Origin of the sequence: Microbacterium sp. NPDC090003 (assembly GCF_044748385.1) — a bacterium.
GTDB lineage: Bacteria > Actinomycetota > Actinomycetes > Actinomycetales > Microbacteriaceae > Microbacterium.
In genome coordinates this window covers 15,627-28,972 of sequence record NZ_JBIVFW010000003.1, presented here as the reverse complement: position 1 = coordinate 28,972, position 13,346 = coordinate 15,627, and the positions used below count along the sequence as shown (strand labels likewise).

The window sequence follows — 13,346 nt, the reverse complement described above, 5'->3', positions numbered from 1 at the left end:
CACTATACTTGCGTGGAAGAACGAGAGCAACCCACAGCGCGATCAGCGTCGATTTTGCTCCAGGGGAGGTTTTCGTGAAGCGTACAGGTACGCCGCGACTCGTCGACGTCGCCGAGGCGGCCGGGGTCTCCCTGGCGAGCGCATCGCGCGCCATGAGCGGGGGATCGGGCATCTCGCCCGAGGTCGCCGCCCATGTGCGCCGCGTCGCGCAGGAGCTCGGATACGAACCCAACCTGCACGCGCGCGGGCTGGCCGGCGGGCTCGTGCCGACCATCGGCCTGCTGGTGCACGAGATCGGCGACCCCTACTTCTCCGAGATCGCCAGCGGTGTCATCCGCAGCGCCACCCTCGAGAACCGCTCCGTGCAGATCGCCCAGGCCGACCGCACCCCCGAGAGCGAGCTCGCCCAGGTGCAGGCGCTGCTGCGGCAGCGCGTGGGGTCGATCATCATCGCCGGCTCCGGCTACGCCGACCCTGAGCACGAGCAGAAGATGACCGCCGCACTCGCCGACTTCGCGCTCGCCGGTGGTCGCGCCGCGGTCATCGGCCGCCACTACCTGCCGATCGACGCCGTGCTGCCCGACAACCACCGCGCCGGCGTCTCGGTCGGCGCGCACCTCGCCGCCCTCGGGCACCGGCGCATCGGGGTCGTCGCCGGCCCGCTCGAACTCAACACCGTGGCCGATCGCATCGCCGGGCTCCGCGAGGGCATCGCGGATGCCGAGGTAGAGCTCACCGTCGTCTCGAAGGAGTTCACGCGCGAGGGCGGCATCGCCGGGGCGCGCGAGCTCATCGACGGCGGATTCCCGGCCCGCGGCCTCACCGCGATCGTCGGCCTCAACGACGCCATGGCCATCGGCATCCTGAGCGAACTGCGCCAGCACGGCATCCGCGTTCCCGACGATCTGTCGGTCGTCGGTTTCGACGACATCGCGGTCGCCGCCGACGTCGCCCCCGCGCTGACCACCGCCCGCATCCCGATGTTCGAGATGGGGCAGCACGCCGTCACGCTCATCCTGCGCCCCGCGAGCGACGAGGCCCGCACGGTCTCGACCTCGCACGAGCTGATCGTGCGCTCCTCGACGGCGCCGCCGCGGGCCTGACTCTCTCGCTGACGAGTCACGACACGCCGCGCCTCGGCATCCGTTCTCGGCGTGTTTCGACCCCTCGCGCCCCGGAACTCAGCCGTGGGGCCAGCGCGGCACGACGAGCGGGCTCGCCGACTCGGGGTCGGGGATGACCCGGGCGTCGAGCCCGAACACGTCCGCGACGAGCGCCTCGGTGATCACGTCTCCCGGTGTGCCGGTCGCGACGACCTCGCCGTCCTTCATCGCGATGACGTGATCGGCGTAGCGCGCGGCCTGGTTGAGGTCGTGCAGCACGGCGACGAGCGTGTGCCCCTGCGTGCGGTTGAGCGTGCGGCACAGCTCGAGCAGCTCGATCTGGTGGCTCACGTCGAGATAGGTCGTCGGCTCGTCGAGCAGCAGGATCGGCGTCTGCTGCGCGAGCGCCACCGCCATCCACACCCGCTGCCGCTGCCCGCCCGAGAGCTCGTCGACCATCCGACCCGACAGATGGCGGATGCCGGTGGCATCCATCGCGCCGGCGACGGCGGCTTCGTCTTCGGGCGACCACGGCGCGAACAAGCGTTGGTGCGGGTACCGCCCGCGAGTGACCAGATCGACCACGCGGATGCCGTCGGGCGCGACCGGCCCCTGCGGGAGCAGACCGACCTCGCGCGCCACCTGCTTGGTGGGCAGCTCGTGCAGACTGCGCCCGTCGAGGAGCACGCTCCCCCGCGTCGGGGGCAGGAGCCGGGTCAGGCTCTTGAGCAGCGTGGACTTGCCGCAGGCGTTCGGGCCCACGATCACGGTGAACGCGCCGTCGGGGATCTCGACGGACACATCGGCGCACACGAGCTTGTAGGCATAGCCGAGCGCGGCGCCGTCGACCATCAGTCGCGTCATCTCTTCTTTCCCTCTCGGAGGAGCAGCCACAGGAAGTACAGTCCGCCGATCGACACCGTGACGATGCCGACGGGCAGGGGCGAATCGGGATGGATGCGCTGCGCCACGACATCGGCGAGGAGCAGCAGCAGCGCGCCCACCGCGGCGGTCGGGCCGAGCGCGAGCCCGTCGGAGCGCACCACGCGGCGCGCGATCTGCGGGGCCGCGAGCGCGATGAACGAGATCGGTCCGACGGTCGCGGTGGCGAGGGCGGTCAGCCCGACGCCGATCACGATCGCCGATACCTGCACCGCGCGCACGTTCTGTCCGAGGGCGGTGGCGAACGGCATCCCGATCTGCATCAATCGCATCGGTCTGCTCAGCGCCATCGCGGCGATCAGGAAGACGGCCGATCCGCCGAACGCCCCCAGGAACGTCGCCCACGAGACCCCCGACAGGTTCCCGGCACCCCACAGGCTCGCCATGATCGCGTCTTCGACGGTCGCCGTCAGCAGGATCCACACGTTCACCGCGGCGAGCATCGCGCTCACCGCGATCCCCACGATGATGAGCCGCACCCCGCGCACCGCCCCGTGCTTCGACGAGAGCAGGAAGACGAGGAATGCGGTCGCGACGCCCCCGGCGAGCGCGCCGGCCATGGTCTCCACCGAGCCGCCGCCGAGCAGCAGCATCACGACGATCGCGCCCGTGTACGACCCGGTCTGGAATCCGATCACGTCGGGCGAGCCCAGCGGGTTTCCGGTGAGGTTCTGGAAGATCGCCCCGCTCATCGCCAGGCACGCCCCGAGCAGCACCGCCATGAGGATGCGCGGCGCGCGCCACTCGAGAACGACCATCGAGGTGTAGGCGTCGCCCTGGCCGACGAGCGCCGTGAGCGCCTCGACCGGGGTGATCTGCGCCGACCCCGAGAACACGGCGAAGACGGCGAGCAACACGATCGCGATCCAGAGCCCTGCGCAGACGCGGGCCGAACGCGCGTCGACGAGCAGGAACGGGCGCGAGCGCGGGCCGATGCGGTGCACGCGTCGGCCGAAGTCGAGGTGGGTCGTCACGTCACACCTCCGAGACGCGGAAGCGCCGCACCATGTAGATGAGCACGGGCGCGCCGATGAACGCGGTCACCACGCCCACCGGCACCTCGCCGGCCGTGGTGACGCGGCCGAGCACATCCGCGAATCCCATGACGGTCGGCGCGATGAGCACCGAGTACGCCAGGATCCACCCCTGGTGCGGGCCGACGACCATGCGTGCGAGATGCGGGGCGAGCAGCCCCAGGAAGCCGATGGGCCCGGCCGCGGCCGTCGCGCCGCCGGCGAGCAGGGCGATCGCGACGAGCACGACGAGACGGATGCGGTTCGGATGCGCCCCCATCGCCACAGCGGATGCCTCGCCCAACGAGAGCACGTCGAGGGAGCGCGAGCTGAGCAGGGCGATGACGAGACCGACGACGATGAACGGCACGATCGCGAGCGTCGCCTCGAGCGGCTGGGAGGCCGTGGTGCCCGCCGACCAGCCGCGCATCTTCTCGAGGATCTCGGAGTGCGTCAGCAGGACTGCCGACGAGAAGCCCATCAGCACCGCGCCCAGCGCCACACCCGAGAGGGTCATGCGTACCGGGTTGCCGCGGGCGGTCCCCGTGTTGCCGATCACGAAGACGAGCACCGAGGTGATCATCGCCCCCGCGAACGACCACCACATGTACTGCGAGATGTCGGCCATGCCGAAGAACGCGAGCCCCACCACGACCGCGAGCGAGGCGCCCGCGTTCACCCCCAGGATGCCGGGGTCGGTCATGGGGTTGCGGGTGACGGCCTGCATGAGCGCCCCGGCCACGCCGAGCGCCGCCCCCGCGACGAGGATGAGCACGGTGCGGGGAACACGTGAGAACCAGACGGTCTGAGAGATCGCGTCCGCGGGATCCGGGTGCAGGAGGGCATGGATCACCTCGGCCGGTGGAACGGCGCGAGAGCCGACGAGCATGCTGGCGGCCAGGGCCGCGAGGCAGAGGACCGCGAGCGGTACGAGACCGGCCCAGCGTCGACCGGCGGAAGGGCGGGTGGAGGAACGGGGCGAGGGCGGACGCGGGTCCGCCCCGGACACGAGTGTGTTCGGGGCGGGCCCGGATGCCGCAGGCTGCGGGCTCATCCGACGGTCAGGAGACCTTCGTCGACGACGACACGAGATCGGCGACGTCGTTCAGCCAAACGGCGTACGTCGCGGCCGTCATGGCGCCCTTCGAGCTCCAGGCGCCGAGCTGGTCGGCCTGCACGGCGGGCAGGGCGTCCCACAGGTCGGCGGTGAAGGAGAAGTCGTCGCCGTAGCCCTCGATGAGCAGGACGTCGGCCGGGTAGGTCGAGGCATCCTCCCACGCGACCTGCCCCCACGGGTTGCCGGTCTCGGGCGCGTCGGCGCCGACGATGGTCGCGCCGAGCTCTTCGAGCAACTCGGCCTGCGCGAAGCCGACCCCGGTGTAGAGCATCTCCTTCGCGGGGCTCGCGAGCATGATGTTCAGGCCGTTGTCGGCGATCGCCGCGCGGAAGGCCTCTTTGGCGTCGTCGAGGTCGGCGTCCGACTGCACGATGGCGTCGGAGGTGACGTCGGCGCCGAAGAAGGCGGCGATCGTGCGGGTGTCGGCGATGCGAGCGTCGATCGTCTCGCTGCCGGGCAGCGGCACGAACGGCGCGACGCGGGTGATCTGCGCGTTCACGTCTTCGTCGAACCACTGCCAGCCGTCGGCGGTGCCCTGGCCGATGATCGCGTCGGGGCGCAGCTCGGCGAGCTTCTCGACGTCGATCTCGCCGTCGGCGCCGATCTTCGGGATGTCGGAGATGTCGGCGTCGCCCATCACGAACGGGTTGTCGCACTCGTAGCCGAAGAGGGCGACGGGCTCGATGCCGTACTCGTGCAGCGAGCTGTAGGCGTAGCAGTCCATCACGATGCTCTCGGGCTGCGCGGCGAAGTCGATCGACAGCCCGTCGAGCGAGGGGTGTTCGAGCGTGACGCCCTCCCCCGATTCCGGTTGCTCCGCGGCGTCTCCCGTCGAGGCGCACGAGGCGAGGAGCAGGGCGGAGGCGGCGACGAGGGCAGCGAGAGAGGACCGGCGGAGCACGGCGAAGACCAATCTGTCGAAGGAAGGGGAGCCCTTCGACCGTAGCAAAAATCTAGTTAGGGTAGGTAATCCTAAGTTGGCCCCCGGGCGTGTCAGCGCGGGAGGGCGCAGGCGGCGGTGCCGCCCGGCAGGCGGTGACGGAATCGGGCGATCAGGGCGTAGCCGAGCGCTGCAGCCCACGAGAGCGGCGGGGTCACCAGCATCCGCCCGATGAATCGGATGCCCCAGGACGGTTGCATCTGCAGCAGCGCCGCGAAGGCCGCGTGTCCGCGGAACCGCCGCTCCCCCGCGATCAGCCAGACGTAGTGCGTGACGTCGTGCTCGCTCAGGCCGAGGTCGCCGAGGTCGAGCCACTGCCACGGCTGAGCATCGGGGAACCGCGCGAGTCGTTTCTCGAGCACACCGACCGCGGTCGTGCAGAACCCGCAGTCACCGTCGAAGACGAGCACGGGTCGCGAGCGCATGCCTCCGACCCCACCACAGCTCCCGCAGGTTCTCAAACCCTGGCCTGCGAACCGCCGGCTTCGGGCTGAGAGGCCCCCGCGTCGGGCGGAGTTCTCGGCGTCGGGCGGAGTTCTCGGCGTCGGGCGGATGCGCGCGCCCGGAATGTCCGCCAGACACGGAGTTCTCCGCCCATCGGGGAGGCGGCGCGGAGGCGAGACCCGATGCCTCAGGCATCGATCACGAGCGTCGGCGACAGCGCCCGCGAGACGCACGGGTACATCGTCATGGACGCGTCGTCGCCCGTGAGCGAGTCCCGATGCTCCGGGACGCCGTCGAGCACGGTCACCGCGCAGGAGCCGCAGATGCCGCGCAGGCACGAGCCCTCGAGCGGCACGCCCGCTGCCTGCAACGCTCCGAGCATCGAGCGCTCCGCGGGCACTTCGACCGTGGTGTCGCTGCCCGCGCACACCACGGTGAACGGCTCGTTCGGCCGGAACTCGCGCGGCTTCGGCTCGAAGCGCTCCACGTGCAGGCTCGCGCCACCGGGCAGGGCAGCCGCGAGGTCGTCGAGCGCGTCGACGAAGCGCTGAGGTCCGCAGGCGTAGACCGCGGTGCCGGGTGCGAGGCCCGCGTAGAGCACGCCCAGGTCGAGGCGACCGGCCTCGGTGCCGACATGGATCGAGACCCGATCGCCGAGGGCGGCCAGATCGTCGGCGAAGGCCACGTCCTCGCGCCGACGCACGAGGTACGTCATCCGCCAGTCGGCATCCTCGGCGGCCAGGTGCCGCGCCATCGCCAGGATCGGCGTGATGCCGATGCCCGCGGCGAGCAGGTGGTACGCCGGAGCATCCGCCAGCGCGAAGAGGTTTCGCGGCGGACGCACCCACACCCGGCTCCCGACGCGCAGGAACGAATGGATGTAGTGCGATCCCCCGCGCGAGAACTCCTCGCGCAGCACGGCGATCCGGTACCCGTGCACATCGGCGGGGTCGCCGCACAGCGAGTACTGGCGCTCGTGCCGTGTGATGAGCTGCACGTCGACGTGGGCGCCGGGCTGCCAGGGCGGCAGCACGGCACCATCCGACGCGGCCAGGCGGATGCTGACGATCGAGGGCGTCTCGCGCACGACCTCGGTGACGACCAGGGGCAGCAAACCCTCCCGGGAGCGCATTCAGTACAGGTTCCGGTAGGCGCCGGCCATCGCGTCGTCGATCACGTCGCCGACCGAGGGATCGAAGCCCGACATGCTCGCCCAGATCTTGCCCGAGGTCGGGACCTCGTCGGCGAGGTCCTGCATCTCGGCGTCCCACAATCCTGCCCGCACGAGCGCACGACCGCAGTGCAGGTACACCTGCTCGGTGCGCACGACGATCGCGAGATCGGGAACCGCGTGATCCTGCTCGAGCATCGCCAGCAGCGAGGGGTCGTTCGTGACCGTGGCGGTGCCGTTGATGCGGAGGGTCTCGGTCATGCCCGGCACGAAGCACAGCAGCCCGATGTGTCCGTTGTCGATGATGTTCGTCATCGAGTCGGCGATCTTGTTGCCGAGGCGGTCGGGGATCACGACCGTGCGCGGGTCGAGCGCCCGGACGAAGCCGGGGTAGTCGCCCCGCGGCGAGGAGTCGCAGTTGCCCGCGGCATCCGACGTCGCCAGGGTGCAGAACGGCGAGTGCGCGAGGAAGGTCAGGCAGTTCTCGTCGAGGTAGTCCGTGATCTTCTGCGTGGTCGGCGCCTCGGGTTCGCCCAGGGTCGACCGGAGGTACGCGAGGTCGACGGCGGGGAAATCGAGGCGCTCCATCCCTCCAGGCTATCCAGGCGGATGCCGCGGGTCACCGTCGCCGCGTCACAGCGTCACCCCCGTCGGCTGTGCTGAGGGCCCACCTCGATGACGGGGGCTGGCCTCAGTCGCCGAAGGCCGCGAGCAGCTCCGTGAACCGATCGAGGTCCTCGGCCGACCAGCGGCGCAGCCGCTCGGCGAGGCGCGCCTCGTAGCGTGAGCGGGCCAGCGCGACCCGCTCCTGCGCGAGCTCGGTCGCGACCAGCACGCGGGCCCGGCGGTCGTCGGGATCGGGCACGCTCTCGACCAGTCCCAACTGCTCGAGCTGGCGCACGTGGCGGCTGACCGCCGACTTGTCGGTCTGCAGGCGCTCGATGATCGCGCCGGCCGAGGTCGCCTTGCCCGTCGCGATCGACGTGAGCACCTGATAGCCGAGGGGCTGGAGGTCGGGGTGCACGGTGGTCGCGGCCTCCCGCCAGCTCACCCGGATGCGGGCGAAGAGACGCCCCAGCTCGTGCTCGACGCGCGAGACGGCCTGGTCGATGTCGACGCTTCCGGAATGGGCGGCGGCCTGCGCGGCGGGCTCGCCCTCGCGGGCGGGGTCGTCGGTCGAGGCGCTCATGGTCGCCAGCCTAACGGCGAAGCCCCGCCGCGGAACACGCGACGGGGCTTCGTGTCAGACACTCCGTGTCACACCTCCGACAGCAGCCGGAAGACCTTGGATGCCGCGTGGATCTCCTCGGGGGTGAGCTCGGCGACCACCGCGCGCAGCCGCACCCCGTGGTCGCGGCGCAGCTCGGCGAGCGCCGCGCAGGCCGACGGCGTCGCCGTCAGCACCCGCAGGCGTCCGTCGCGGTCGTCGGGGCGGGACTCGATCAGACCGAGGTCCTCGAGCATCCGCACCTGGCGGCTCACCACCGACTTGTCCATCTCGAACCGCTCCGCCAGCTCGTGCGCGCTGACGGAGCCGGCTCGATCGATGAAGGTCAGCAGCTTGTAGCCGCCCACCTGCAACTCGGGCGAGATGCGGGCGGCGGACTCCCGCCACAGCGTCCGCGTGCGGGCGAAGATGAGGTTGAGGTGCGTCTGCAGATCGCCCAGCGCGGTCTCCACGTCGAGCGATGCGACGGCATCCGAGCCGATCATCTCAGCCCCTCGACTCCCGGTCCTCGCGTTCGAGCACGGTCACCGGCCCCGTCGACGGAGAAGACGAAGAAGCGGATGCCGTTCCCGAGATGCGGATCGCACCGGTCGACATCGTCGCACCGACCTCGGCCTCCGAGACCTCGAGCACCGATTCCTCGGCCTGCTCGCGCAGCTGCTCGGCGGCGTTCTTGGTCGACAGTGGCTTGTTCTTGAGGAACGCGATCGCGATGACGGCGATGACGGCGAGCGGGATGGCGATGATGAAGGCATCCGCGATGCCGTGGCCGTAGGCACCCTCGACGATCGCGCGGATCGTGTCGGGCAGCTGCGTGACCTTCGGCACGTCACCCGAGGCGAGGTGCTGCAGAGCCTCGACCTCTTCCGGCGTGGTCGGGGTGAAGCCCTTGAGCGAGTCGGTCATGTACCCGGCGACGCTCGTCGAGAGCAGCGAACCCATGACGGTGACGCCGATGGTGCCGGCGATCGTGCGGAAGAAGTTCACGTTCGACGAGGCCGCACCCAGCTGCTGCGGGGCCGTGTCGTTCTGCACGATGAGCGTGAGGTTCTGCATGACCATGCCGAGGCCCGCCCCGAGCACGAACATGTACACGGCGACCAGCGGGAACGGGGTGTCGTAGCGCAGCGTCGACATCAGGCTCACACCGATCGTGGTGAGCACGGAGCCCGTGAGCATCCATCCCTTCCACTTGCCGAAGCGGCTGACGAGCTGACCGATGATGATCGACGCCCCCATCTGGCCGATGATCATCGGGATCGTCATGAGACCCGACTCGGTCGGCGTGGCGCCACGGGCGAGCTGGAAGTACTGCGCGAGGAACACCGAGGTGGCGAACATCGAGACGCCGATCGCGATCGACGCGACGACCGAGAGCGTGAAGGTGCGGTTGCGGAACAGCGACATCGGCACGATCGGTTCCTTGACGAAGAACTCGACGGTGATGAACGCGGCGATCGCGACGCCCGCGATGACGGCGAGCATGATGCTCGTCGACGAGTTCCACTCGAACTGGCTGCCGCCCATCGAGACCCAGATGAGGAGGGTCGAGACGCCGACCGCGAGCAGGACGATGCCGAAGTAGTCGATCGAGACCTTGCTGTCGCGCTGCGGCTTGGGCAGGTGCAGCGTGAACTGCAGCAGCACGAGCGCGAGCAGCGCGAACGGCACGCCGACGAAGAAGTTCGAGCGCCAGCCCCACACGTCGGTGAGGAGTCCGCCGAGCAGCGGGCCGCCGATGGTGCCGAGGGCCATGATGCCGCCGACGACGCCCATGTACTTACCGCGCTCACGGGGCGAGATGATGAGGGCGACCGCGATCATGACGAGCGACATGAGGCCGCCGACGCCGATGCCCTGGATGACGCGCACCGCGATGAGCATGTTCGTGTCGGTCGAGAATCCGGCGATCACGGTGCCGGCCGTGAAGAGGATGAGCGAGATCTGCACGAGGATCTTGCGGTCGACGAGGTCGGCCAGCTTGCCCCAGATCGGGGTGGAGACGGCGGTGGCGAGCAGGCTCGCGGTGATGACCCAGGTGTACTGGGACTGCGTGCCGCCGAGGTCGGCGATGATGACCGGCATCGAGGTCGACACGACGGTGCCCGAGAGCACGGCGACGAACATGCCGACGACGAGCCCGGAGATCGCGGTGAAGACCTCGCGCGGTGAGCGCACGGTGTCGTGCGCGGGTGAAGAGATGGTTGTCACAGGGGAACGCTCCAGCGTAGAAAGTTGATAAGTGTCAACCATACGCCGTTAGTTGCAAAAGCGCAACTGTTGACGGGATGCAACCACCCGCCCTGCGATCTACCCCGCGGCCACCCCCAGGATCCGCTGCAGGGTGTCGGCGGTGACCCGACGCCGTACCGGGCCGTCCTCCACGGCGAGCTCCGCGATCGTCGTGCGTCCGCACCCCGTCGCCGCCGCGATCCGCCGCAACGACCAGCCGCGCGAGCGCAGGTCGCGGATGCGCGCGGCCGCCGCCCCGGAGTCGAGGGTCTCGGCCCGCGGCGCGACTCCGGCCGCGCGGGCGAGGCTGCGTCGATGCTCGGCCCGGGCCTCGGCGCACGAGACGCCGTCATCGCCGCGCGGGCACAGGCGCCGGTCACGGCATCCCATGAAGTAACCGTTCGGGGTGCCGTGATCGATCGGCGCCCCCTCCCCCGCCGCCCGGCGCGAGACGTAGTCGTGCACGTAGCGACGACGCGACTCGGCGCAAGTCACCGCGCCCAGACGCCGGTTCGGGCACGACTGCGGGTCGCGGCATCCGCGGGCATAGCCCCAGGGCGTGCCGTGCACCTCGCGCACACCGCCCGGCGAGACGACGACCTCGTCGACGTCGCCCGAGCGCGGCACGGGCTGATCGAGCGGCATGCGCGCCAACCGGTAGTCGCCGCGCCGCCGCAGCGCCGCCTCGGCGCACGTGAGGATGTCGGAGTCGGGCCCCATCGGGCACATCGCCCGGGTGCGGCATCCCGCCTCGTAACCGGCGACGCTGCCGTGCGGCGCCGATACCCAGACCGCGCGCCCGCTCATGACCGTCGGGCGGCCGGTTCGGCTCGGAGCACCCGTTCTGCCGCACCGATGATCTCGTCGACGCTGCGCCGCGCGTCGATCGCGAATCCGGTCTCATCGCCCGCGAGAGGCTCGAGGGTGTCGAGCTGCGAGTCGAGGAGCGCGAGCGGCATGAAGTGCTCGGAGCGCACCAGCATCCGCTGGGCGAGCACGCGCTTGGTGGTCTCGAGGTGCAGGAAGAACACCTCGGGCGCGTGCGCGCGCAGCACGTCGCGGTAGGCGACCTTGAGCGCGGAGCAGGCGATCACGAGCCCCGGTACGCGGTGCCGGGCGACCTCCTCGCCGACGGCGTCGAGCCAGGGGGCGCGATCCTCGTCGGTGAGCGGGATGCCCTGCGACATCTTCTCGACGTTGGCAGACGGATGCAGGTCGTCGGCGTCGCCGAACGGCAGCCGCAGCCGGTCGGCCAGGGCGGCACCGACGGTCGACTTGCCGGAGCCGGCGACGCCCATCACCACGACGAGCGGACGGGAGGCGGTCAGCACGGTCATCACGCCTTCCCGAACTGCAGAAGCACCTTGCTCGACACCGTCGGATCGGCGGCGGTCGCGAAGGCGTCAACGGCGGATCGCCAGCGCTTGACGTGGCTGATCACGGGCGCGATGCGCAGCGTGCCGTCGGCGAGCGCCGCGATCACCTCGTCGATCTCGTCGCTGAAGCGGAACGAGCCGAGCAGATCGAGCTCGCGGGCGATCGCGAGCGCGACCTGCACGGGCTGCGGACCGCTGGGCAACAGCCCCACCATCGCGACCACGCCGCCACGGGCGGCACCACGGATCGCGGTGTCGAGTCCCTGCGGACTGCCGGACGACTCGATCACCACGTCGGCGTCGATCGCCGCGACGTCGGCGGCATCGGGCTGCTGCAGCACGACATCGGCCCCGAGCTCCCGAGCGATGCGCAACGGGCGCTCGTGCAGATCGACGGCGGTGATGTGCCGCGCACCTCGGGCCTTGAGCACCGCGACCGCGAGCAGTCCGATCGGACCGCATCCGACGACGAGCGCCGAGAGGTCGGAGACGTCGCCGATCCGGTTGACGGCGTGCCAGGCGACGCTGGCGGGCTCGATGAGCGCCGCCTCCTGCAGGTCGATCCCCTCGGGGAGAGTGCGCAGCATCCGCGTGGGCATCGCGACCCGGTGGGCGAACGCGCCGTCGCGGTGCGGGAAGCGCGCGGCCGAGCCGAGGTACCCGCCGCCCGCGATGTTGGGGCGGTCGATCGGATGCCGGACGTGCTCCTGCGCCGGAGTCGCGGGATGCACGGCGACGCGCGCACCCTCCCACGGGCCGCTGCCGTCGGCGGCGGCCCGCCGGACCACGCCGACCACCTCGTGCCCGAGCACCATCGGCGCGCGCAGGATCGACTCCCCCGCGGCTCCGTGCTTCCAGTAGTGCAGGTCGGACCCGCAGATGCCGCCGTAGACGATGTCGATCACGGCCTCGTCGGGGGCGGGCACGGGCTCGGCGATCGGGTCGATGCGCAGGTCGCCGGCCTCGTGGATCACGACGGCGTGGAGCGCGGCGGCCATCAGACGACCGCCGTCATTCCGCCGTCGACGAAGACGACCTGGCCCGACACGAAGCGCGAGGCGTCCGACGAGAGCCACACCACGGCACCGCCGATGTCCTCCGGCTCGCCCCAGCGCCCGACCGGGGTGCGTCCGAGCACCCAGGAGTTGAACGCGGGGTCGTCGACGAGCGCCTGCGTGAGCTCGGTTCGGATGTACCCGGGGGCCACGCCGTTGACGCGCACGCCGCTGCCCGCCCACTCCGCCGTCATCGCCTTGGTGAGGTTGCGCAGCCCGCCCTTCGCGGCGGTGTACGCCCCGATCGTCGGGCGGGCGAGGTCGGTCTGCACTGAGCAGATGTTGACGATCGCACCGCTCCCCCGCGCCACCATCGCACGGGCGGCCGTGCGCCCGACGAGGAAGGCGCTGGTGAGGTCGGTGCGGATGACGCGCTCCCAGTTCTCGAGGCTCACCTCCAGCAGCGGCTCCCGGTGCTGCAGGCCCGCGTTGTTGACGAGGATGTCGAGGGGGCCGGCGGCCTCGATCCCGCGGATGCCGTCGATCACGGCCTCCTCGGAGGTGACGTCGAAGACAGCCGTGGAGACGGCATCCGCTCCGAAGTCCCGGGCGAGGGCGTCCGCCGTCTCGCCCACCGTGGAGGTGTCGCGCCCGTGCACGACGACGTGGGCGCCGGCCTCGAGTAGCGAGCGCGCGATCGCGAGTCCGATTCCGCGGCTGGAACCGGTGACCAGGGCGCGACGCCCGGTGAGGTCGAAGGGGGTGCTCATGGATGCTCCGTCCCG

General features: G+C 70.8%; 15 protein-coding genes. 1 reads left to right on the top strand and 14 read right to left on the bottom strand.

Annotation, left to right across the window (positions count from 1 at the left end):
• The first annotated feature begins 74 nt into the window (after nucleotides 1–74).
• A complete protein-coding gene (locus ACIPVN_RS15730) occupies nucleotides 75–1,103 on the top strand; it encodes a LacI family DNA-binding transcriptional regulator (RefSeq protein ID WP_400444805.1) in 1,029 nt (342 codons plus the stop codon).
• 78 nt (nucleotides 1,104–1,181) lie between these two features.
• Here ACIPVN_RS15730 and ACIPVN_RS15725 read toward each other — a convergent pair whose 3' ends face one another.
• The 14 genes from ACIPVN_RS15725 to ACIPVN_RS15660 form a co-directional block, all read right to left on the bottom strand.
• A complete protein-coding gene (locus ACIPVN_RS15725) occupies nucleotides 1,182–1,967 on the bottom strand; it encodes an ABC transporter ATP-binding protein (protein ID WP_400444802.1) in 786 nt (261 codons plus the stop codon).
• Nucleotides 1,964–3,019, bottom strand: a complete 1,056-nt coding sequence (locus tag ACIPVN_RS15720) for a FecCD family ABC transporter permease (RefSeq protein ID WP_400444799.1) — start codon at nucleotides 3,017–3,019, stop codon at nucleotides 1,964–1,966. Before ACIPVN_RS15720 ends, ACIPVN_RS15725 begins: the two co-directional genes overlap by 4 nt.
• A 1-nt stretch (nucleotide 3,020) precedes the next feature.
• Nucleotides 3,021–4,112, bottom strand: coding sequence for a FecCD family ABC transporter permease (locus tag ACIPVN_RS15715; protein ID WP_400444796.1), 1,092 nt, complete (start codon nucleotides 4,110–4,112; stop codon nucleotides 3,021–3,023).
• A 7-nt stretch (nucleotides 4,113–4,119) separates the two neighbouring features.
• Nucleotides 4,120–5,076: an ABC transporter substrate-binding protein gene (locus tag ACIPVN_RS15710; protein WP_400444793.1), complete on the bottom strand. Its 957-nt coding sequence runs from the start codon at nucleotides 5,074–5,076 to the stop codon at nucleotides 4,120–4,122.
• Nucleotides 5,077–5,168: 92 nt separating this feature from the next.
• Nucleotides 5,169–5,540 carry a thiol-disulfide oxidoreductase DCC family protein gene (locus ACIPVN_RS15705; protein WP_400444790.1) on the bottom strand — a complete coding sequence of 124 codons (372 nt, stop codon included), beginning with the start codon at nucleotides 5,538–5,540 and terminating at the stop codon, nucleotides 5,169–5,171.
• Between the two features lie 206 nt (nucleotides 5,541–5,746).
• Nucleotides 5,747–6,691, bottom strand: a complete 945-nt coding sequence (locus tag ACIPVN_RS15700) for a PDR/VanB family oxidoreductase (RefSeq protein ID WP_400444788.1) — start codon at nucleotides 6,689–6,691, stop codon at nucleotides 5,747–5,749.
• Nucleotides 6,692–7,318, bottom strand: coding sequence for an MSMEG_1061 family FMN-dependent PPOX-type flavoprotein (locus ACIPVN_RS15695; protein WP_400444785.1), 627 nt, complete (start codon nucleotides 7,316–7,318; stop codon nucleotides 6,692–6,694).
• Between the two features lie 103 nt (nucleotides 7,319–7,421).
• Entirely contained in the window at nucleotides 7,422–7,919 is a 498-nt protein-coding gene (locus tag ACIPVN_RS15690; protein ID WP_400444782.1) for a MarR family winged helix-turn-helix transcriptional regulator, read from the bottom strand.
• A gap of 68 nt (nucleotides 7,920–7,987) precedes the next feature.
• Nucleotides 7,988–8,443: a MarR family winged helix-turn-helix transcriptional regulator gene (locus tag ACIPVN_RS15685; protein ID WP_400444779.1), complete on the bottom strand. Its 456-nt coding sequence runs from the start codon at nucleotides 8,441–8,443 to the stop codon at nucleotides 7,988–7,990.
• A 1-nt stretch (nucleotide 8,444) separates the two neighbouring features.
• Entirely contained in the window at nucleotides 8,445–10,211 is a 1,767-nt protein-coding gene (locus ACIPVN_RS15680) for a DHA2 family efflux MFS transporter permease subunit (protein WP_400444777.1), read from the bottom strand.
• 57 nt (nucleotides 10,212–10,268) lie between these two features.
• Nucleotides 10,269–10,997 (bottom strand): hypothetical protein, encoded by a 729-nt coding sequence (locus ACIPVN_RS15675; protein WP_400444774.1) that lies wholly within the window; start codon nucleotides 10,995–10,997, stop codon nucleotides 10,269–10,271.
• Nucleotides 10,994–11,527, bottom strand: coding sequence for a gluconokinase (locus tag ACIPVN_RS15670; RefSeq protein WP_400444771.1), 534 nt, complete (start codon nucleotides 11,525–11,527; stop codon nucleotides 10,994–10,996). Before ACIPVN_RS15670 ends, ACIPVN_RS15675 begins: the two co-directional genes overlap by 4 nt.
• On the bottom strand, nucleotides 11,527–12,564 hold the full coding sequence (locus ACIPVN_RS15665) for a zinc-binding dehydrogenase (RefSeq protein ID WP_400444768.1): 1,038 nt from the start codon (nucleotides 12,562–12,564) through the stop codon (nucleotides 11,527–11,529). The genes ACIPVN_RS15670 and ACIPVN_RS15665 overlap by 1 nt, the downstream gene beginning before the upstream one ends.
• Nucleotides 12,564–13,331 carry a glucose 1-dehydrogenase gene (locus ACIPVN_RS15660; RefSeq protein WP_247956860.1) on the bottom strand — a complete coding sequence of 256 codons (768 nt, stop codon included), beginning with the start codon at nucleotides 13,329–13,331 and terminating at the stop codon, nucleotides 12,564–12,566. The genes ACIPVN_RS15665 and ACIPVN_RS15660 overlap by 1 nt, the downstream gene beginning before the upstream one ends.
• Nucleotides 13,332–13,346 lie beyond the last annotated feature (15 nt).